This is a genomic window from Pannonibacter sp. XCT-53 (assembly GCF_009915765.1).
Classification (GTDB): domain Bacteria; phylum Pseudomonadota; class Alphaproteobacteria; order Rhizobiales; family Stappiaceae; genus Pannonibacter; species Pannonibacter tanglangensis.
Genome location: NZ_JAABLQ010000002.1, coordinates 435,350 through 454,671, shown reverse-complemented (window position 1 = coordinate 454,671; position 19,322 = coordinate 435,350). Strand labels below are relative to the sequence as shown.

General features: G+C 70.5%; 20 protein-coding genes. 10 read left to right on the top strand and 10 right to left on the bottom strand.

All coding sequences use genetic code 11. The annotated features are described in order from the left end of the window. Position 1: 1 nt before the first annotated feature. Positions 2–1,525 (bottom strand): efflux transporter outer membrane subunit, encoded by a 1,524-nt coding sequence (locus GWI72_RS16815; RefSeq protein ID WP_161709410.1) that lies wholly within the window; start codon positions 1,523–1,525, stop codon positions 2–4. Between the two features lie 519 nt (positions 1,526–2,044). Between GWI72_RS16815 and GWI72_RS16810 the strand changes: the two genes are divergently transcribed. The 3 genes from GWI72_RS16810 to GWI72_RS16800 are packed head-to-tail and all read left to right on the top strand — an operon-like array spanning position 2,045 to position 4,987. Further along, a complete protein-coding gene (locus GWI72_RS16810; RefSeq protein WP_161709409.1) occupies positions 2,045–3,070 on the top strand; it encodes a hypothetical protein in 1,026 nt (341 codons plus the stop codon). Between the two features lie 10 nt (positions 3,071–3,080). Next, a complete protein-coding gene (locus tag GWI72_RS16805; protein ID WP_161709408.1) occupies positions 3,081–3,863 on the top strand; it encodes a CheR family methyltransferase in 783 nt (260 codons plus the stop codon). Next, entirely contained in the window at positions 3,860–4,987 is a 1,128-nt protein-coding gene (locus tag GWI72_RS16800) for a chemotaxis protein CheB (protein WP_161709407.1), read from the top strand. Before GWI72_RS16805 ends, GWI72_RS16800 begins: the two co-directional genes overlap by 4 nt. Here GWI72_RS16800 and GWI72_RS16795 read toward each other — a convergent pair. Further along, positions 4,962–5,363, bottom strand: a complete 402-nt coding sequence (locus GWI72_RS16795; protein WP_161709406.1) for a DUF3307 domain-containing protein — start codon at positions 5,361–5,363, stop codon at positions 4,962–4,964. The genes GWI72_RS16800 and GWI72_RS16795 overlap by 26 nt on opposite strands. A gap of 219 nt (positions 5,364–5,582) precedes the next feature. Between GWI72_RS16795 and GWI72_RS16790 the strand changes: the two genes are divergently transcribed. Genes GWI72_RS16790 through GWI72_RS16765 form a run of 6 tightly spaced genes read left to right on the top strand, consistent with a single transcriptional unit; the run spans position 5,583 to position 14,317 of the window. Further along, positions 5,583–7,505 (top strand): methyl-accepting chemotaxis protein, encoded by a 1,923-nt coding sequence (locus GWI72_RS16790; protein WP_161677086.1) that lies wholly within the window; start codon positions 5,583–5,585, stop codon positions 7,503–7,505. Positions 7,506–7,535: 30 nt separating this feature from the next. Continuing rightward, entirely contained in the window at positions 7,536–8,081 is a 546-nt protein-coding gene (locus GWI72_RS16785; RefSeq protein ID WP_161709405.1) for a helix-turn-helix domain-containing protein, read from the top strand. Beyond that, complete coding sequence (locus GWI72_RS16780) at positions 8,068–10,545, top strand: chemotaxis protein CheA (protein ID WP_161709404.1); 2,478 nt, start codon at positions 8,068–8,070, stop codon at positions 10,543–10,545. The genes GWI72_RS16785 and GWI72_RS16780 overlap by 14 nt, the downstream gene beginning before the upstream one ends. Further along, the gene (locus GWI72_RS16775; RefSeq protein WP_161709403.1) at positions 10,542–11,051 is read left to right on the top strand and encodes a hypothetical protein; all 510 of its coding nucleotides are present in this window, start codon (positions 10,542–10,544) and stop codon (positions 11,049–11,051) included. The genes GWI72_RS16780 and GWI72_RS16775 overlap by 4 nt, the downstream gene beginning before the upstream one ends. After that, positions 11,048–12,775 carry a response regulator gene (locus GWI72_RS16770; protein WP_161709402.1) on the top strand — a complete coding sequence of 576 codons (1,728 nt, stop codon included), beginning with the start codon at positions 11,048–11,050 and terminating at the stop codon, positions 12,773–12,775. Before GWI72_RS16775 ends, GWI72_RS16770 begins: the two co-directional genes overlap by 4 nt. A gap of 3 nt (positions 12,776–12,778) precedes the next feature. Beyond that, the gene (locus GWI72_RS16765; RefSeq protein ID WP_161709401.1) at positions 12,779–14,317 is read left to right on the top strand and encodes a chemotaxis protein CheW; all 1,539 of its coding nucleotides are present in this window, start codon (positions 12,779–12,781) and stop codon (positions 14,315–14,317) included. Positions 14,318–14,585: 268 nt separating this feature from the next. Here the strand turns inward: GWI72_RS16765 and GWI72_RS16760 are convergent, their stop codons facing one another. The 8 genes from GWI72_RS16760 to GWI72_RS16725 form a co-directional block, all read right to left on the bottom strand. After that, entirely contained in the window at positions 14,586–14,930 is a 345-nt protein-coding gene (locus tag GWI72_RS16760; protein ID WP_161709400.1) for an NHLP leader peptide family natural product precursor, read from the bottom strand. A 97-nt stretch (positions 14,931–15,027) separates the two neighbouring features. After that, entirely contained in the window at positions 15,028–15,357 is a 330-nt protein-coding gene (locus GWI72_RS16755; protein WP_161709399.1) for an NHLP leader peptide family RiPP precursor, read from the bottom strand. Between the two features lie 105 nt (positions 15,358–15,462). Continuing rightward, a complete protein-coding gene (locus GWI72_RS16750) occupies positions 15,463–15,795 on the bottom strand; it encodes an NHLP leader peptide family RiPP precursor (protein ID WP_208995900.1) in 333 nt (110 codons plus the stop codon). A gap of 39 nt (positions 15,796–15,834) precedes the next feature. Further along, positions 15,835–16,185, bottom strand: coding sequence for an NHLP leader peptide family RiPP precursor (locus GWI72_RS16745; protein WP_208995901.1), 351 nt, complete (start codon positions 16,183–16,185; stop codon positions 15,835–15,837). 70 nt (positions 16,186–16,255) lie between these two features. Next, a complete protein-coding gene (locus GWI72_RS16740; protein WP_161677094.1) occupies positions 16,256–16,606 on the bottom strand; it encodes an NHLP leader peptide family natural product precursor in 351 nt (116 codons plus the stop codon). A 67-nt stretch (positions 16,607–16,673) separates the two neighbouring features. Then, positions 16,674–17,000 (bottom strand): hypothetical protein, encoded by a 327-nt coding sequence (locus GWI72_RS16735; protein WP_209000163.1) that lies wholly within the window; start codon positions 16,998–17,000, stop codon positions 16,674–16,676. A gap of 140 nt (positions 17,001–17,140) precedes the next feature. Beyond that, positions 17,141–17,503: an NHLP leader peptide family RiPP precursor gene (locus tag GWI72_RS16730; protein ID WP_161677095.1), complete on the bottom strand. Its 363-nt coding sequence runs from the start codon at positions 17,501–17,503 to the stop codon at positions 17,141–17,143. A 35-nt stretch (positions 17,504–17,538) separates the two neighbouring features. Continuing rightward, entirely contained in the window at positions 17,539–17,886 is a 348-nt protein-coding gene (locus GWI72_RS16725) for an NHLP leader peptide family RiPP precursor (RefSeq protein ID WP_179956202.1), read from the bottom strand. Between the two features lie 340 nt (positions 17,887–18,226). Between GWI72_RS16725 and GWI72_RS16720 the strand changes: the two genes are divergently transcribed. Then, on the top strand, positions 18,227–19,240 hold the full coding sequence (locus tag GWI72_RS16720) for a GNAT family N-acetyltransferase (RefSeq protein WP_209000162.1): 1,014 nt from the start codon (positions 18,227–18,229) through the stop codon (positions 19,238–19,240). The last annotated feature ends 82 nt before the right edge of the window (positions 19,241–19,322 follow it).

Here is a 19,322-nt window from a genome sequence, read left to right as displayed (position 1 = left end):
GTCAGTTCACGGCCTCGGTGACCGGCGCCACGGGGGCGGCTGCGGCCAGTGCGTCCCGTTCGGCGATCAGCCGCGCCACATCCTGCTCGGTCCAGCCGCCGCCCATCGCCCGGTAAAGGGCAATCGCCGACTGGAACCGGGCAAGCCGCACCTGCTGCAGGCTGTCGACGGCGGTGAAATAGTCGCGCTGCGTGTTGAGCACGGTGGTCATGTCGACCTGCCCGGCCTCGAGCTGCTCGAGCGTCAGGTCGTGCGCCTTGCGTGCGGCCGCCGTCGCGCGGGCTGCCACCCGCTCTTCCCGCGCTAGTCCGCCATAGGCAATCAGCGCCTTCTCCACGTCGGCCAGCGCGCTCATCACCGACTGCTGGTAGGTCGTCACCAGTTCCTGCCGCCGGGCCTGCGTGCCCTCCAGCTGCGCCACGAGACGGGGCATGTCGAAGATTGGCTGGGCAAGCTGTCCGGCGACCGAGAACACCCCGGCCGCACCGGAGAACAGCGCGCCGGTGGTCACGCTCTCGAAGCCCTTCTGCAGCGTCAGCGTCAGGCTGGGCAGCATCGCGGCGCGGGCGCTCGCCACATTGTTGGCCGATGCGGCCAGAAGTTCCTCGGCCTGCCGCACATCCGGGCGCCGGCGCAGCAGGTCGGCCGGCGCTCCGGCAACGAGCGCCGGGATCGAGAGACGGCCAAGGCTGCCCCGTGTGATGCGGATCTCGCCGGGCGTCGCGCCGACCAGCAGCGCGAGCGAGATCTCTTCCTGCGCCAGGGCCCGCTGCAGCCGCAGCACGGTGGCCTCCTGCTGCAGCACCACGGTTTCCTGCTGCGCCTGCATGATCTGCGTCGCCGAGCCGGCCTCGACACGGGCCCGCACGTTCTCCTCCACCTTGCGTGCCAGCACGAGGTTCTCGCGCGCCAGACCCAGCCGGTCCCTGAGCGACAGGATCTGGACATAGGACAGCGCGGTTTCCGAGGTGACGGTCAGGCGGGTTGCGGCGACTGCAAACGCGGCCGCATCGGCCCGGTTGGCGGCGGCGGCGAAATTGGAGCTGGCCTTGCCCCAGAAATCGAGCTCCCAGGACGCATTGAGGCCGACCTTGCGCTGCTGGCGCACCGGCATCTCGACGCCCGCAGGCAGACCGGCCGTGTTCGCCGACGCCTGGAAGGTCGTCTGGCTGCCGCCCAGCCCGCCGCTCGGGAGCTGGCCCGCAAAGGCCTCCTCCGCGCCGGCCTCCGCCTGCCGCAGGCGGGAGAGGGCAACGCCGATGTCCCGGCTGCCGAGTTCGGCCCGGCGGATCAGGTCGGCGAGGTCCTGCGACCGGAAGGCGGTCCAGAACTCCGTCGCCGTCTGGTGCGCGCGCGACGCCTCCGCCGCATGGGCAAAGCTGGCCGGCAGCGTCAGCGATGCCTCCGCAGGCGACGGGGTCAGATGCTCGCCCATGGCGGCGCAACCGGTCAGGGTCACGGCCAGCAGGCAGTGACCGAGACCGCGACGAACCGCACCGGACCGGGCAACAAGAACTCGAAACATGATCCCCACCGACGCCCGTACAGCCGACGTCCCCGCCGGGACGGACACAGACCGCCCCGCCGTGACGCCTACCATCTACCAGCCCCCGTCACGCCGTTACACCCCAAATTCTCCATCCGTCCCAAGACAATCCGCCACCACCCGCGCCCGACGCGCCCCACGACAGTGAAGACCAAAAGGAAAGACAGTCAACAAGAAGAAAAATTCCAGTCTTTGATCAGGAATCCCGAATAAATCAAAGCAAAGAAGACCTGCTTTTCGGACACGCAACCACGCGCTGATTGCGCAGACATCGAAGTGATTAACATCTGTTAACATTAAGATCAAAGTGACCTGCGCAAGATCAACGGCCGTTGATGGTCCACATCTTTATGGCGCGGTCCAGCGTGGTAAGAAGGGGAGACACGCCTCGACGGGACAACGCCCGCCCGGATGCCGTCTGCGCCAGCCCCCGGCGAGACGGGTGCCAGGGCCGGGAGCCCGACCGATCGACAGAATGCCACCGGCAACAGGACGCGCATGAACGCCTTGGTCCTCAGACCTGAAAGCCTCGCGGCAGACGCGGTCACGGCCGGCAACGGGTCGGCGGCCGCCGCCCGGCATGCGCTGGCCGGCGCGGCGCTGCGCGCGCATCCCGACTTTCCCGCCGTCCGCGATGCGGCGGTCGCCAACCTGGTCCAGCTCTTCCGCGGCGACTACCTGCTCGGCCGCCTCCTGCTGGAAGAGGGACGCTACATCACCATCCAGACCATCCTCAGCCTGGCGGCCTGCCAGCAGGCCGAGGAGCGGAGCAGCTGGCTGACGCTCGGCCGGCTGCAGACACGCCTGGCCGGGTCCGAACTGGCCAGCCGCAACCGCATCGAGGCGCTGGTCGCCATCCTGGAACGCTACGGCTACCTCGAACGTCGCAAGGCGGAAGAGGACATGCGCATCACGCTGCTGCTGCCCACCGCCCGGCTCTGGGGGGCGGACGCCGTGCTGATGGAAGCGCTGGCCGGCCCGGTGGCCCGGTTCGGCGATGCGGTTCCCCAGGGCAGCGCACATCGCGGGCTTCTGGCCCGGGCGCGTCAGGCTGGCCAGCCGCACATCGAGGACGCCGGCCTGGCCGCCGAGGCAGCGCCGGCCGCCTTCGACCCCCAGACCCCGGCCTGGTCGAGCCGCGACCTGGCGATCGCAGGCGCCGGACACCGGTCCTGGCACCGCGCCGTGGCACCGGAGCTTGATGCCTACTTCGCCCTGCGCGCCCGCCATGCCGAGTTGCAGGGCATTGCCTCCCGCGATGGCGGCTATCTGACCCTTCTCCTGTTGCTGTGGGAGGCAGGCCACAGCGCCTCGGCGCATGTCAGCCTGCCCTTCGAGCTCCTGTCCAGCCACACCGGCGTCTCGCGCACCCATGCCCGGCTGCTGATCGAGCAGGCGGAAGCCTGCGGCTTCATCCGGCTCCATGCGAGGGGCGGACGGGACATCGAGGTCTGCGACCGGCTGCATGAGGCGATGGACACGTGGTTTGCGGATCTGATGGCCTTTATCCTGGCGGTGGACTAGCCTCGTGGCCATGAGCGAGGCCACCCCTGCAACCATCGAACGGCTGTCACGGCGCACCGGCATTGCCCCGGATTACATCCGCGACCGGCTGGGGCCACCGGCACCCGGCCATGGCCCTGGTCCAGCCCCGGCCCTGCTTGCGGACGAGGCGATGATCGAGCGCGTGCTGGTGCAGGAGACCTCGTTCTTCCGGCATGCGGCACAGTGGACGCTGCTCGGCAGCCTGCTGCGCGACGGCAGCACCTTCCCCGCACGACCGCTGCAGGTCTGGAGCGCCGGCTGCGCCACGGGCGAGGAGGTCTGGTCCCTCGCCTATCTGCTGCAGTCGCTGGGGTCCGGCGCGTCGCGGATCCTCGGCAGCGACATCAGCCCGACCGCGATCCGCATTGCCGCCCGGGGCACCTACACCCGGCTGGAGGCCATGGGCAGCTTCCGCGACCTGCCCGAGTTTGCCCGCAACGCCTTCCCGCGCCGCAGCGGCGAGAGCTGGTCGGCGCCAGCGTCCTTGCGCAGCATGGTCCGCTTCGAGGTGCACAACCTGCTCGACCCTGTGCCGGCCGCACTGGAGGGCCATCCGGCGGACCTTGTGTTTTGCCGCAACTTGCTGATCTACTTTACCGAAGCGGCGACCTCGCAGGCTCTTGCCCGATTGGCCGGAGCCATGCGCAAGGGCGCGATCCTCGTTCTCGGAGCGGCCGAATCCATGCGCCCCACCGCCCTGTTTGAGCCTCTGGAGGCTGCCGGCGCCACCGTCTGGCGCCGGACGGCGGCTGCGGCCGGGACCGGCGCGTGAAGCGGCCGATCCTGATCGCGGCGCCCGGGGCCTTCGAGCGCTCGGGCCTGCGCCGCATCCTTGCGGAGGCGTTTCCGGCGGCCGAGCTGCGGGACTGCGCCACGCCGACCGACCTGCTGCAGGCCCTGGAGGCCCGCTTTGCCGGGCTGGTCGTCGTTGACGAGGCGCTGCTGCAGGTGCCCGGGGCGGCGGCCCTGCTCGGTAGAGCGATGGACCGGCTGGACCGGCGGCTCATTCGTCTGGCCCGCGACCCGGCAACCCCCGGCCCGCCGATCGGCACCTGGGCGCGCGACCTTCCCGAACGGCTGCGGTCCGCGCTCGCCGCACAGGCCGGACCAGGGGCGGCCCCTGCCCGACCACCCGTCTCACCGCCAGTCATCTCACCGCCAATCAATTCACAGCTAGTCACCTCACAGCCTGCCGTCTCCCGGACCGCTGCGCCGGATGCGCGCGCGGCCCCCGTGACGCCCGACGGCCTGCCCGGCCGGCAGGCTGCGCGCCCCCGGCCGGGCATCGCGGCGGTCGGACCGACCGCATCGCCACGCCCCCTGTCGCCCCGCTGCCTGCTGGTGGCAAGCAGCACCGGCGGCCCCGGTGCGCTCGGCGCGCTTCTGGCCGCGACCACCGGCGGCGGCCTGCCCTGGATCATCGCCCAGCACATGCCGAGCCATGGCACCGCAGCCTTTGCCGCGCATCTGGCGGATGTCACCGGCCGGACCGTGCACGAGGTGTCGGACCGCAGCAGCGTCGCGGCCGGAGACATTCTCGTGCTGCGCGGCGGCCAGGACTTCGAGCTTCTGGCCGAGGCCGACGGCGGCCTGCTGCTGCGTCCGGCCGCTCCGGCGGACAGTCCGTTTCACCCCAATGCGGACGGGCTGATGCTGTCGGCAGCCGCACGCGGCATCCCGGCTGCGGCGCTGGTCCTGAGCGGCATGGGCGAGGACGGAGCCGTGGGCGCCGCCGCGCTGGCCGCCGCCGGAGGTCCGGTGTTCGTCCAGGCCCCCGCGACCTGTGTCGTGGCCGGCATGCCGGGCGCAGCCCTCGCGCGGCTGCCGCTGGCACCGCAGCTCGACCCGGCCGCGCCGTCACTGGCGTTTCTCAGGCTGTGCTCGCACCGGCCATGACCAGGATGAAGGCGAAATGGGTGAGGTGGTGCAGGGTCTGATCCAGCCCGAGCAGCCACCAGAAGCCGGCCCGTTGCGGCGTCGCCCCGGTCACCCGGACAAGGGCCGCCTTGCTCCGGTCGATGGCAAAATGAACCACGAAGTCGACCGCTGCCAGCCACAGGCAGGAGGGGGCGATCGCCGAGGCCAGCAGCGCGGTCAGCGCTGCATGGATCCCCGCATGGGCCGCCAGCGGCAGGATCCAGTGGTCGCGGCCTTCCTTGCCCATGGCCATCCAGTGGGTCTGGAACAGGAAATCGGCAATGAAATGCTTGGCGAGAAAGGCAAGGACCACCAGGCCGAGCCAGCCGGTGTCAATCTGATCAGGGATCTGCAATCACTCCCCCCGGACGACTTGCAAGAAAAAACAGCAAACACGCTTTCCTAACCAACTGCCGATAGGTTTTCCACCCTGGGCCAGGCTTGTCCCGCGCTGTCGGCTGGAACATTTCGGGTGGAATGCAGCCGCTCACGCGCGCGTGGACTAAAGACCTGACATGCTTGCCATAATCCGCCCGCGCTCCGTCCTGGGGCAGGCCATCCCTCGGGGGTCAGCTTGAAGAACGTCACCCTGTCGACCCGCATCTACGGCCTCGCGGCCATCCTGCTCGTCCTGCTCGCGCTGCTCTCCGCCGTCGGCTATTCCTCGGTCAGGGATCTGGCGAAACTGTCCTCGGACATGGACCGCTTCTATCGCGCGGTCGGGCAGATGTTCCTGGCCGACCGGGACTTCACCGGTTTCCGCCTGCGCAGCAACGCCGTCTTCACCTACGCCCGGACGGGTGACTTCGAACGGACCGAAGCCCAGTCACGCCAGATCGACGAGGCCCTGACGCAGACCGCCAGCCTGCTGGCCGGCCGCGACGAGGAGCGCCTTGTGGCGGAAATCCGCGAGGGCCTGACGAGCTACCGTCAGCGCGCCCGCACCCTGATGCAGCAGCGTCTGGAGATCGCCGAGGCCGGTGCGACCCTGTCCGGCCAGATCAAGGCGCTGCGCGCCGATCCGGCGGCAAGCCCGGAGCTGCTGCGGGCTCTTGATGCGGTCGCCCTCGCCGCCGGCACCCTGTCGGCCGCCACGCAGCAGGCCGGCTCCGCGGCCCTCGCCGCAGCCCCGGCTGCCAGCTCTCCGGCCGAACGGCTCGCCCGCCAGGCTGCGGTCGAGCTTGAGGCCACGCAGGCTGCCTTCGTGCAGGCAGCCGGCCTGAGTGGCTCGGAGTCCGTCAACACGGAAGAACGTGCGATCCTCGACAAGATCGCCGCCTTCCGCCAGACCATGCAGGGCGAGATCACCAGCCTCAGCACCACCGTGGCCAGCCGGACGGCCGAGGTGCAGCAGCTTCTGGCCCTGCTGGCCGGCGGCGGAATTCTGGCCGGCCTCGTGATCGCCGTGCTGATCGCCCGCTCGATCATCCGCCCGCTGACCCAGATGACCCATGCCATGACACGCCTGTCCGAGGGCGATGGCAATGTCGTCATCCCGGGCCTCGGCAGCACCAACGAGATCGGCCGCATGGCCGGCGCCGTCAATGTCTTCAAGGAGAATGCCGACAAGATCGCCGCCATGCTCAAGGCCGAGGAGACCACGCGGGAGATCGGGGGCGTGATTTCGCGCGCGGCGGCCGGCGACCTGACCGTGCGCGTGTCGATGGACGGCAAGGCCGGCTTCCTGCGCGACATCGGCGAGCAGGTGAACCGCCTGCTGGACGTCTCTCACGCCTCGTTCCGCGACTTCGGCGACAAGGCGCGCAGCACCGCCCTCTCCGTGGGCGAGGCGAGCATGGCCGTGTCGCAGGTGGCCGACGGTGCCCGCGTGCAGAACGCGTCGCTGTCCCAGGTCGCCACCGCCGTCAAGGAGGCCATGCTGGCCATCCGCGAGGTCTCCGACAACACCCGGCTCGCCAGCGAGAAGGCCGACAACGCCACCGCCCTCGTCGAGCGCGGTCTCGCCTCGGTCGAGGCCATGGGGGCCCTTGTCGACCGGATCGCGCAGAACAGCCGCAAGGTGAACCAGATCACCCAGGTCATCGCCCAGATCGCCAACCGCACCCACATCCTGTCGCTCAACGCCGCGATCGAGGCGGCCCGCGCCGGCGAGCATGGCAAGGGCTTCGTCGTCGTCGCCCAGGAAGTCGGCAAGCTGGCCGAAAGCGCCGGACAGAATGCCAACCAGATCGCCGAGATCGTGGAGCAGGCGAGCGAGGACAGCCTCGCCGGCAAGCAGGCCGCCGACACCGTCCGCGCCGCCATCGAGGGCATTTCCGGCGAGGCCCGCCAGACCACCCAGATGATCCACGCGTCGGTCGCCGCCATCGAGCAGCAGCGCGCGTCCATCACCCAGATCGACGGCACGGTCAGCGACCTGAAATCGATCGCCAACTCCAATTCGGCCGCCGCCGAGGAGATCACGGCGACGATGGTCCAGCTGGCGCGTCTGGCCGACGAGACCCGCCAGCGCATCGACGCCTTCAAGATGGCCTGAGGACACGGCACGGGAGCGGATGCGACGCCGATGGGGCAGACGACGTCAGATGGCAGCGGCACCGCACGCGGCACGGGCAACGGCGGCACGGGCAGCAGCGGCACGGGCAGCGGCACGGGCAGCGGCGGGGGCACGTGGCACGTGACCCTGGTCAGCGATGACCCGGGACTGGCCGTGAGCCTGAGCGCGCTGCTGGCGCGGGCGCCGGAGGCCCGCCTGTCCGTGGTGGCCACCGCCGACGCGCTGGCCGGGCTGCGCCGCCTGCCGGCGGATGTGGTGCTCCTCGATGCCGACAGCCTGCCCGACGTGGCCCGGCTGGCCGGTGTCGCCGTACTGATCCAGCCGGCCCCGGTCGCGGTCACCGGCCTGTCGGTCATCCCCGGCAGCCAGGGGCACGACCTCTGCCGCAGCCGTGGCGCGAGCCTGATCCACGCCAAGACCGGCGGCACGGCCGATCCGCTTCTGGCTGGTCCGGCCGGCGACGCGCTGCTGTCCGGCCTTGGCGCCCTCGCGGCCGGCCAGGCCACGGGCCGTCCCGTCGCACCTGCAGGGGAGGACGCCGATGCCGGGCTCTGACTTCGCAGGCGACCTGCTCGCCGAATGTGCCGAGCATCTCGACGCGATCGAACCGGTTCTGGTCGGCGCCGAGACCGGCACGCTGTCGCGCGCCGAGATCGACGTCCTGTTCCGCGCGTTCCATTCGCTCAAGGGCCTCGCCCGCGTGGCGGGTCTTGCCGCCCTGGAAGGGCTGACGCACCAGGCCGAGACCTGTCTCTATCCGGTGCGCACCGGCACCGCCGAGCTTCAGGCAAGCGCCATCGAGGCGCTGCTGCGGCTGGTGGATGCGATCCGCCTCGCCCTTGCCGGCGGCGACCTTGCCGGCTTCGTCGCACCGGACGGCCTGTCGGACACGCTCGACCGGCTCGCCCGGGCAAGCGATGCGCACAGCCGCCCCGCCGCAGCTCCGGCTCCCGCACCGACACGCGACGCCCTTGGCCTCGAACCGGACATGAGCCGGGCCTTCGCCGAACTCCTGGCCGAGCTGCTCGACGACAGCGCGGCCGCAGTCGCCCGGGGCGACAGCGACGCCCTCAGGGAGGCGGCGACCGTCCTCGCCCACGGCTCGGCCCGCATCGGCCTCGGCGGTCTGGAGCGCTGTGCCCGGATGCTGGCGCAGGCGGAGCCGCAGGACGCCCCGGCGATCCTCTCCGGCATCCTCGCCCAGGCCAAGACGATCGAGGCGCTGAGCGGGGTGGAGACCGGCTGGGCCGAGGCCAGCATGGCCCTTGGACTGCCTGTCGAGCCGCCGGCCGCCGGGGAGCTGGCCACCGCTCCGCGTCTGCCGGACCTGCTGGCCGCCCGCCTCGCGCACTGGAAGGTGGCGCCGCATCATCTGCCGCGCCAGAGCACTCCCGCGCTTGAGCGCCTCGCCGACGACCCGGCGACCCGGCTGGTGGAAGCCGTGATCCCCCTGCCCGAGGCGGAGGGGCTCGCGGAACTGGTCGCCGCGCTGCCGGGCCTGATCGCCGGGCGCAGCATCACGACGCCGGCCGGCCCGGGCCTTGCGCTGCTGGTCGCCGTCAGCACCGCCGACATGCCGGAGGGACTGGAGGCCGCCGGCAGCCAGACCGCGCTGCCGGGACTGTCGGCAACCGGACTTGCGCCCCTGTCGCTGACCTGGCTCGATGGCCTGACACCGCCGGCCCATTTCGCCGAACAGGCCGCCGCCCCGCGGCTTGCCGCCGTGGAGGAAACCCAGGTCCGCGTGCCGGTCGAGGTGCTCGACCGGCTGTTCGGCCGCATCGGGTCGTTCTTTACCCTCGGCAGCCGCCTCAATGTTCTGGCGAGCGAGGGCCGCAGCGGCGAGGCGCTGCGCCGTCTCTACGACCACGCCTCGGCCCGCGCGCCCGAACTGCTGCCGGAGGTCGAGGCCCTGCTGGCGGACCGGCGCGACTTCCTGACCCTGGAAGCCGAGGTCAGCCATTTCATCAGCCTGATCCACGAAAGCACCCTTGGCCTCAGGGTCATCCCCTTCGAGAACATCATCGCCCGCTTTCCGCGCATGGTGCGCGAGGCCGCGCGCGAGCTTGGCAAGTCCGTCCGCTTCGAGCAGACCGCCGGCGCGATCAAGATCGACAAGGGCATGGCCGACATGCTGGTCGACCCGCTGATGCACATGATCCGCAACGCCATCGACCACGGCATCGAGACACCCGAGGCCCGGGTGCGCGCCGGCAAGGCCGCCACCGCCCGCCTCACCCTGACGGCCGAACAGCATGGCAACCGCCTCGTCCTGACGGTCAGCGACGACGGGCGCGGCATCGACATTGCCCGCGTCGGCGAGAAGGCCGTGGCCCAGCGCCTCGCCAGCGTCGATGACCTGGCCCGCATGAGCGAGGCCGAGATCGCCCGCTTCATCTTCACGCCGGGCTTCTCGACGCGCAGCGAAGCCAGCACCGTCTCCGGCCGCGGGGTCGGCATGGATGTCGTCCTGGTCAATGTCACGCGCCTCGGTGGCCGCATCGAGATCGACACCGAGGCCGGACGCGGCACCACCTTCCGGATGGACATGCCGCTGTCGGCGGCGATCCGCCCGATGCTGCTGGCCGACACGGGCCGCCAGACCATCGGGTTCCCCGAAACGATGGTCGCGGAAACGGCGGTGTTCCCGGCCGGGGCCGTGCAGTCGGTCAACGGCCAGCCCTCGCTGCTGCTGCGCGGGCGCTTCCTGCCGCTGTTCGACATCTGCGAGCTGATGCGCCTGCCTGCCCCGGACGATCCCGGCGAGGGCGAGCTGTCGGTCGTCATCTGCTCGTGGAAGGGCCGCCGCGTCGGGTTCCGGACCCGGCGGATCCTGCGCCGGGCCGAACTGCTCATCCGCGAGACGCATCTGCGGGTGGCCGAGCTGCCCGGGGTTGGCGGCATCTCCATCCTCGGCGCCGACCGGATCGTGCTCGTGCTCGATCCCGACAAGCTGTTCGACCTGGCGGCCCGGGCCGCCAACAAGGGCCTGCGCAGCGCCTCCGAGGCCCGCCGATGAGCCAGGGAACGCTTGCGGGCAACACCGACTATCTGCGCGTCCACGCCGGCGGCACGACCCTGCTCGTGCCGCGCACGCGGGTCGCCTCCGTGCAGGGGCTGACCGGCGAGGTCCGGTCCCTGGCCCCGTCCCAGGCCCCGTCCCAGGCCCTGTCCCGGCGGCTCGACCGGTCCGCGCTTGTCGTGGATCTGGCGCGCCTGCTGCACCTGCCCTCGCGGCTGCCGCCGCATCCGGTCGGCCTGCGCCTGGTCTGCGGGACTGCTGCCTGGCTCTGCCTCGTGGAGCGGGTGGACCGGATCGAGAGCCACCCCCGGTCCAGCCTTCGCCCGCTGCCCCGCGCGCTGGCGCCGCTGACCCGCTGGCTGGACGGCGTCATCGCCGAGGAGAGCACCGGCACCCTTGTCTGCGTGCTGCGCGACATGCCCGACCTGCCCGGGACCGCGACCCTGCGCCGGCTGCGTCGCGCCGCCGTCGATGCCACCCACCTGCGGGAGGATGCCCAATGACAGGCCGGCCCAGCTCCGGTGAGGCGCCGATGCGCCGCCGGATCCTCATCGTCGACGACAGTTTCATCATCCGCCGGCTGGTCACCGAGATCATCGAGAGCGACCCGATGCTGGAGGTGGCTGGCGAGGCCGAGAACGGCAAGATCGCGCTGCAGCAGGTGCGCAAGCTGAACCCGGATCTGGTGCTGCTCGACATCGAGATGCCGGAGATGTCGGGGCTGGAAACGCTTCGCCGTCTCAGCCTGCGCTCCCCCTGCCCGGTCATCATCCTCTCCTCGCTGGTGGGAAGTGACGAATCCGCCGAACGGCTCGAGGCCCTGCGGCTCGGGGCAGCGGCCATCATCGCCAAGCCCTCCGGCGCCGTCAGCCTCGACCTGAAGCAGAAGCGCGCCTCCGAGATCGTGACCGCCGCGCGGCGCGTTCTCGGCCTGCCACCGGTTCTCGCCGCCGACGCTCCGGCCACGGCGCCGGACCTCCGCGCCGATGACGAGGCCACGCCGCCCGCTCTGGCAGCGGACCTGCAGGGGCTTCTCGATGCGCTCTCCGGCGGCGTGCTGCTGTTCGGGCCCGAAGGGCGTCTTGCGGCCGCCAATCCGGCCGCCCGGGCGATCCTGCGCATGGACACGCTTCCCGTCGGACTGCCGCTTGCCGCCTTCTTTTCCGACTACAACGAGGATCTTGCCGAGGATCTCCGCGCCGTGCTCGACGGCGGCAGTCCGCTTGACGGCTTCGACTGCGAGTTCGCCACGCCGGGCGGCGACTGGGTCCCGTTGCGCCTCAGCGCGCGGTGCGTGGCCGCAGCCGCCGGCCCGACCCTCGTCGTCTCCTTCCAGGACATCGGCCGGGAAAAGGAACTGGAAAGCGTGCTCGCCCGCACCCAGTCCAACCCGGTTGCCCGCATCCTGGTCGAGCATGGGCCGGAGGCGCTTGACGGCGCGCTCATGCCGGCAACGGTGCTCTTCTCCGACATCCGCAACTTCACCTCCCTGTCCGAGGCACTCGGCGCCCGCGGCACGGTGCGGCTGCTCAACGACTATTTCTCCTTCATGGCCGACGTCCTGCGCGACCAGGGCGGCATCATCGACAAGTACATCGGTGACGCGATCATGGCCCTGTTCGGCGTGCCTGCCCCCCTCGGCAACGACACCGACCGCGCCGTCGAGGCGGCGCGGGTGATGATGCGCGCGCTGGCCCTCGTCAACGACCGGCGGCGCGACGGCCTGCCCGAACCCCTGCGCATCGGCATCGGGCTGGCGACGGGCGAGGTGCTTGCCGGCAACATCGGCTCCCCCGAGCGGATGAACTACACCGTCATCGGCGATGCCGCGAACCTCGCTTCCCGGCTCGAGGCGATCACCAAGAGCTACGGCGTCTCGATCCTGGCCTGCGGCGAGACGGTTGCCCGGCTCTCCCGCCCGGTGCCGATGCGCCTCGTCGATGTGGTCCGGGTCAAGGGACAGGACCGGCCGACCGAGATCCACGAGATCTTCGTCGAGGCCCCGGACGCCGCCGGCTGCGACTGGCTCGACGCCCATGCCAGCGGCTTCAGCGCCTATCGCATCGGGGCCTTTGCCATGGCCGAGGCCGCCTTCGCCCGCGCCCTCGACCTCACGCCCGGCGACCAGGCCAGCCGTCTCCTCATGGAACGCTGCCGCCTGCTGGCCCGCGACAGCGCGACCCTCACCGCCCCCTGGGACGGCATCTGGACCCTGACGGAGAAGTAACCGGTGGAGCACATCGACTATCTCCTCGCGACCCTTGGCAGCACCCGGCTGGCGCTGCCGCTGGACCTGGTCCTGTCGGTCAACGAGCCGGCGCCCGTGACGCCCCTGCCCTTCTGCCCCCGCCATGTCCGCGGGCTGGTCTTCGTGCAGGACCGGGTGCTGCCGCTGATGGATCTGGCCGGCGTTCTCGGCCTGCCGCCGTCGCCGGCCGGGACCGCCGCCGGGTCGCTGGTCATCCTCGCCAATGGCGACGATGTCCGCGCCCTCGAGGTCGACCACGTCGTCGCCATGGTGGCGGTCGAGACGGACGCGATCCATCCGCTTGCCGAGGCGGAAGCCGACGCGGGCGGGATCGTGCCCTCGCCCTTCCTGCCCCGGCGCCTGTCGGCGCGCGGTGCGGACTGGCTGGTGCTCGACTGGGTCCGTCTCGCGGCCGAGACGCGCATGGATGCGGAGGGCCTCGTCGAGGACGGAGCCCTGATCCCGGCCGATCCGGTGGGCCTGCCGGAAACCATCGGCGAGGACGAGATCGCCGCCGCAAGCGAACGCTTCGCCCACCTGCTCATCGACCTCGGACCGGACCGCTACGCCCTGCCCACTGCAATCATCGCGGACGTGCTGGAGCCGTCCGGGTTGCGGGCCATGCCGGGCGCACCGGCCTATGTCGCCGGCCTGATGGAGCATGCCGACACGCCGCTCCTGGTGATCGACACCGGCGGCCTCCTCGGAGCGCGTCCGTCCGCCTTCACCGGTCCGGAGCCCGACAGCGTGATCCTGCGCATTTCTGACCCGTCTGCCCGACGCAGCTTCGCGCTGCTGGCCGACCGTGCCCCGGGGCTCTTGTCCCTGACCGCCGAGGAGATCTTCACCGCCGACGATGCCGTCGCCGGGATCAGCCGCTACGCCGTCGTCGACGAGCGCATCATTGCCATCCTGGATCCCCTCGCCCTTGTTGCGGGCCATCTAGCCGAGATCGAGCGGCTGACACCGCACCGCACACCGGGCGAGACAGGCGCTGCGGCGGCCGCAGCCTCCGGGCAGCCTCCCCGGGACGCCAGCGCGGCCGCCCTGCGGCCAGGCTTCCGTTTCCTCACCCTGCGCGTGGCGGACGACTTCTTCGCCATCGACCTCGACCGGGTGGACAGCATCCTCTCCACGGTCCGCCTGACCCCCCTGCCTGGCGATGGCAACGGCTTCGACGGCATGGCGGACGCGGGTGACCGGGTGGTGCCGGTCCTCGACCTGCGCCGCCGCCTTGGTGTCCTGACCGGAGCCCTGCCCGGAGCCCTGACCGGTGCCCTGACCGGTGCCCGGCCGGAGCGGCAGCCGGACGATGCGCCGCCCTGCGTGCTGCTGCAGCTCGAGGGCTCGACCGCCGGCCTCGCGGTGGATCAGGTCCTGCGGATCGAGGATGTTGCGGCCGAGGACATCGACGAGGTCGCCGACCGGCATGGTCTGCCCGTGCATGCGGTGGCCCGGGTCAGGGACAGGCTGATGGCGGTCCTGACACTCGACCGGCTGCTGCCGCGACTGGTCCACTGACCCGACAAAAAACCCCGGATCGCTCCGGGGCTCGGGCCGTTTCAAGGCGTGATGCGGCAGCATGCCTGCGCCGTGGCAGTCAGCGTGGAACCCGGCCTCGTCTGCTGGCGGATGCCGGGCCGCGATCTTGCCGCTGCGCCCCTCTCCCCCAAGGCGGAGCGAGGAGCGCGGCCAGTGTCAGATCCGACCCCCACGCCGGCTTGAAGGTCCTGCCGGCACCCGGTGCCCCGGACCCCGCCGGGCCTGCCCGCCCATCACCGGCAGAGGATCAGCTCACGCCCGGCAGGTCCACCTTCTGCACCGTCCAGCCGTCCCCCTTGCAGCCCTTGAAGGCACCGCCGGCGGCATAGTCGAGCAGGTCGTCCGGCAGCTCGTCCGGCAGCTCCTCGCCGGTGATCGGGCGCGGCAGCACCAGGATCACCTCGCCGGCAGCTTCCTCGACGACGCTGATCTTCACCGACGGGATCGGATCCGAGCCGAAGAGCTCGCGCAAGGCCGCGTGCGGGTTGGCTTGCAGCAGGGCGCGCAAGCCGGCATCGGTGCCGGCCCGTTCCAGAAGCGTTGCCTCGATATGGGCACGGGCTGTCGCCAGCGTCTGGAGGAAATCCGTCATGGCAGGGTCCTTGAACAGGGGATCATCAATTGGCTCGGAAGGGGGGCACCCGGGCCGAGGGCACGGCCCTGCGGCAGCGCCCTGCGGCGTCGAGGCCTCAGCCGAACGGCTTGTTCTTGTAGAGCCAGTAGTTCAACCGGTCCCAGCACTCCCGGGCATTGCCGCCGGCCGCGAAGTCCAGCAGTTCGTCCGGGAGTTCATCCTGCGCAATCTGGCGCGGCAGGACGAGCACCACCTCGCCGGCAACCTCTTCCACGACGCGGATCTTCAGGGACGGCACCGGGTCAGTGCCGAGGAGCTGGCCAAGCGCGGCGTGCGGGTCCGCCAGAAGCAGGGCTCGGAACTCGGCATCCTCTGCGGCCCGCCGCAGGACGGACGCCTCGAGCTGGGCCCGTGCTTCGGTCAGGCTCGGTGTGGTATCGGACATGGCATCTTTCCTCTCGGGGATGGTCGGACGGACGCGGTCCGAACCGGTGGGCAGGGTCAGGCGAGCCGGGACCGGAGCAACCATCTGCCCCGGTCCCGCGCCCTCTCAGGTCTTCGGGCAGCCCTTGGCCTTGGTGGTCATCGGCCACTCGAGGAAGGCCATGAACAGCGTGCCGCCCGACGCCAGGTCCAGCAGTTCGTCCGGCAGCTCGTCCTCGGCCATGTTGCGCGGCAGCACCAGCGTCACTTCGCCCGGCTGCTCCTCGATCACCCGGATGGTGACGGACGGGATCGGATCGGTGCCGATCAGCTCGCGCAGCGCCGCATGCGGATTGTCGATCAGCTTCTGGCGGAAGGCCGCATCTTCCGAGGCCTTCTCGATCAGGGCGCGCTGGATGTTCTGGCGCGCGGTCGCCATGTTCTTGCCAAACTCGTTCATCGTCTTGCCTTTCTAAAAGGTTCTGGTTCAGGTCGCCGGTCAGCGGGGGCAGATCGGGCCGGGACGTCCACCCCGCCCCCGGTTCAGCTCGGACGTGATCTCGACGAAGTTGCCGAAGGACACACCGCCCGAGGCCATGTCGAGCAGCTCGTCCGGCAGCTCGTCCTCGGCGATGGAGCGCGGCAGCACCAGAACCACCTCGCCCGGCGCCTCCTCGACGACGGAGATCTTCAGGGACGGGATCGGGTCGGTGCCGATCAGCTGCCGCAGGGCGGCGTGCGGATCGCGCGTCAGCAGCGCGCGGAACGATGCGTCATCCATGGCCTTGTCGACGAGCGCCTTTTCGATCTGCGCGCGAACGAGGGTCAGGGTCTGGTCAAAGTCGGTCATTGTCTGTGCTCCCGGGGGCATCAACATGCGGGTCTTGGTTTCACGCAAAGGCGTGGCCTGACGGCGGCCTTCAACGCGGGCAGGCCCTCGTGTTCGGGCTGGCGCGCAGCAAGGTGCTGTAGTCGACGAAACTGGAGAACGAGACGCCGCCGGAGGCGAGGTCGAGCAGCTCGTCCGGCAGCTCGTCTTCCGCGATCTGGCGCGGCAGCACCAGCGTCACTTCACCCGGCTGTTCCTCGACCACGCGGATCGTCAGCGAGGGGATCGGATCGGTGCCCATCAGCTCTTTCAGGGCCGCGTGCGGATCGGCCTTGAGCAGGGCGCGGAAGCGTTCGTCCTCGGTGGCCCGGGCAATCAGGGCAGCCTCGATATGGGCGCGGGCCTTGGTCAGGCCATCGGCGAAGTCGTTTGTCGCAGTCATTTGAAAAACCTCGTCAAATCATGGGGTTGAAAATGGAGTGCGGGTCTGGACTGCAGGTCTGGGGCGCTTACGGCATCCAGTCCTGCTTGTAGGCCCACTGGTTGAACTTCCACCAGCAGTCCTTGGCATTTCCGCCGGCGGCGTAGTCGAGGAGCTCGTCCGGCAGTTCGTCGGCCTCAATCGGGCGCGGCAGCACCAGGACGACCTCGCCGGCCGGCTCCTCGATCACCCGGATGCGCAGCCCCGGGATCGGGTCATTGCCAAGCAGCTCCCGGAGTGCGGCATGAGGCTCGGTCATCAGGAGGGCGCGGAAGTCACCGTCCTGCCTGGCCCGCGTCAGCACGGCAGCCTCGACATGCGCACGCACCTGATGCATCGCCGTCTGGTCCGACATCATCGATCATTCCTGGTCTGGCCCGGGCCATGCAGCCCGGCGCTCGTGTGAGGCTCTGGTTCCGGGAAACCCCGGCGGCAGCGGGCTGCCGTCCCAGGGACCGGGCCCGGCGGAACCGGGCTCCTGTCCTTCGGGGCGGGTCAGGCCTGCGGCAGGATGCCGTTCGGGCCGGGGCCGATCGGGCCCTTGTAGCAAAGCTCCAGCAGCTTGCGGCCACCGGGGAAGGACATGCCGCTGCCGCCCGACGCAAGATCCAGCAGCTCGTCGGGGAGCTCGTCCTCCGCAATCGAACGCGGCAGCACGAGGGTCACCTCGCCCGGCTGCTCCTCGATGACCCGGATCACCATGTTCGGGATCGGATCGACGCCAAGCAGCTCGCGGATCGCCTGATGCGGCGCGGTCACAAGCATCTTGCGGAAGGCCGCATCGGACATGGCCTTCTCGACAACGGCGGCCTCCACATGCTGGCGGGCCCGTTCAAAAATCTGGGCGGTATCGGACATGAAACATCTCCCTGGAGTTGCCCGGACGGGGCAGGTCAGCCCTGACGGATTTCCTTGACGATGGGCTTCGCCCAGCCGGCGCGCGGATCCTTGCAGCCAAGGTCCTGGAACGTGGTGCCGCCGGAGGCGAGATCGAGCAGCTCGTCGGGCAGCTCGTCGGAGGCGATGTCACGCGGCAGAACCAGCGTCACCTCGCCCGGCGCTTCCTCGATCACGCGGATACGGTAGGCCGGGATCGGATCGACACCGAGCAGCTGCTTGAGCGCGGCACGCGGATCGCGGACCAGCAGCGCACGAAACTCCGCATCCTCGGACGCGCGGGCCACAAGGGCGCGCTCGACATGCTGGCGGGCCAGCGTCATCGGATCATTGGAACCAGCCATGGAAACCTCCTGTCGGCCTGCACTCCGCCTGGCATCGTATAGAGGCCGGATCCGGAGCGGTTCATCTTGAGGTCATGACAAGGATACTGCCACACCTCTGAAACTGTCTCTGCATCATCATCGGCAGACTGACGCCCGGATTTCTCTACTGGACATGTGCGTCGCCGATATTTGATGACATCTCTATAGACCGGGAATGCCCCCTGGCAGGGAATGGACCTGAAAAGTTCCAAAACAGCCGGGCCGGTCTGGGCTAGGTATAGATGTGCCGGGGCCGGACATGCCCGCGCCGGCACCTGACCACGCAGTTCCTGCAAGCAACCCGCGCAAGATGAACGACATGCCCGCCTCTTCCAGTCCCGCGTTTCCGTCCCTTTCGGCCGCCCCCGGCGCCGGGCAGCCGGCCGCTCCCCTCGCCCATCCCCTGATCCGCGAGGCGCTGCCGGCCGATGCGGCGGTCCTGGCGCCGCTCACGGCGGCCTCCTTGCGCTGGATGCTTGCGGATGATCAGGCCGGGCGCGGCGTGATCCGCATCGCCGCCTTCGACGGTGACACGCCCGTCGGGCTGCTCCTGTCCTGCGCGGCCGGAGCCGGGCTGCAGGAACTGACCTCGATCATGGTCACGCCCGGCTGGCGCGGGCGCGGCGTCGCCACCATGATGCTGTCGAGGCTGACGGCCCGCCTGCGCCGGGACGGAGCCCGGGGTCTCTTTGCCCGCTGGTCCAGCCGGCTGCCGCGGGCGGCGGAGTTTGCCCGCCTGCTCGCCGCCAGCGGCTGGTCGCAGCCCGAGGTGACGCGGCGGCGCATGACCTGGCGCATCGGCGACTGGCCGGACGTGTTCCCCAACCGGGACCGGGTTCTGGCGCGGCTGGAGCGCAACGGCCTCGTGGCCCGGTCCCTGCGCGAGCTGGGCGAGGATGGCATTTCCGAGTTCAAGCGGCAGAACCTCGCCCTGATCGCGGCCGGCCGCGCGCCGGACTGGGCCGACATGACCGGCTGGGTGGAGGTCGCCGATCCCGATGTCACCGTCGTGCTGTCGGACCACGAGGGCACGGTTGCCGGCTGGATGGCCTGCGTGCTGCAGGCCCCGCTCGGTCGCTGGTACATTCCCCAGGGCTGGGTCGTGGCCGAGAAGGTGCCGCAGGGCTGGCTCGTGGGCGGCATCGCCTCCCTGTGCCAGCGCCTCGTTGCCAAGGCCGGGCCCGACGCGATGCTGATTGCCCAGCCGCCGGCCGGGGTTCCGGGCGGCATGGAACGCATGCTCTACCGGCATTTCGGCACCCGCACCGCCAGCACCGACTTCCTGTTCGAGAGCGAGTACGCCCTCGCCGAACCGGACCGGACGGAGGGCTGACCCATGCCGCGCCGCGCCGGTCTTCCGTCTCGGGTCCCGTCATCGGCCTGCCGTGCCGGCGCGCCGGATCCGATGCCCTGTT

Bases quoted from the DNA above. Each gene is read 5' to 3' on its own strand.
- GWI72_RS16815 (WP_161709410.1), bottom strand. From the start codon at position 1,525: ATGTTTCGAGTTCTTGTTGCCCGGTCCGGTGCGGTTCGTCGCGGTCTC.
- GWI72_RS16810 (WP_161709409.1), top strand. From the start codon at position 2,045: ATGAACGCCTTGGTCCTCAGACCTGAAAGCCTCGCGGCAGACGCGGTC.
- GWI72_RS16805 (WP_161709408.1), top strand. From the start codon at position 3,081: ATGAGCGAGGCCACCCCTGCAACCATCGAACGGCTGTCACGGCGCACC.
- GWI72_RS16785 (WP_161709405.1), top strand. From the start codon at position 7,536: ATGGGGCAGACGACGTCAGATGGCAGCGGCACCGCACGCGGCACGGGC.
- GWI72_RS16780 (WP_161709404.1), top strand. From the start codon at position 8,068: ATGCCGGGCTCTGACTTCGCAGGCGACCTGCTCGCCGAATGTGCCGAG.
- GWI72_RS16775 (WP_161709403.1), top strand. From the start codon at position 10,542: ATGAGCCAGGGAACGCTTGCGGGCAACACCGACTATCTGCGCGTCCAC.
- GWI72_RS16770 (WP_161709402.1), top strand. From the start codon at position 11,048: ATGACAGGCCGGCCCAGCTCCGGTGAGGCGCCGATGCGCCGCCGGATC.
- GWI72_RS16760 (WP_161709400.1), bottom strand. From the start codon at position 14,930: ATGACGGATTTCCTCCAGACGCTGGCGACAGCCCGTGCCCATATCGAG.
- GWI72_RS16755 (WP_161709399.1), bottom strand. From the start codon at position 15,357: ATGTCCGATACCACACCGAGCCTGACCGAAGCACGGGCCCAGCTCGAG.
- GWI72_RS16750 (WP_208995900.1), bottom strand. From the start codon at position 15,795: ATGAACGAGTTTGGCAAGAACATGGCGACCGCGCGCCAGAACATCCAG.
- GWI72_RS16745 (WP_208995901.1), bottom strand. From the start codon at position 16,185: ATGACCGACTTTGACCAGACCCTGACCCTCGTTCGCGCGCAGATCGAA.
- GWI72_RS16740 (WP_161677094.1), bottom strand. From the start codon at position 16,606: ATGACTGCGACAAACGACTTCGCCGATGGCCTGACCAAGGCCCGCGCC.
- GWI72_RS16735 (WP_209000163.1), bottom strand. From the start codon at position 17,000: ATGTCGGACCAGACGGCGATGCATCAGGTGCGTGCGCATGTCGAGGCT.
- GWI72_RS16730 (WP_161677095.1), bottom strand. From the start codon at position 17,503: ATGTCCGATACCGCCCAGATTTTTGAACGGGCCCGCCAGCATGTGGAG.
- GWI72_RS16725 (WP_179956202.1), bottom strand. From the start codon at position 17,886: ATGGCTGGTTCCAATGATCCGATGACGCTGGCCCGCCAGCATGTCGAG.
- GWI72_RS16720 (WP_209000162.1), top strand. From the start codon at position 18,227: ATGCCCGCCTCTTCCAGTCCCGCGTTTCCGTCCCTTTCGGCCGCCCCC.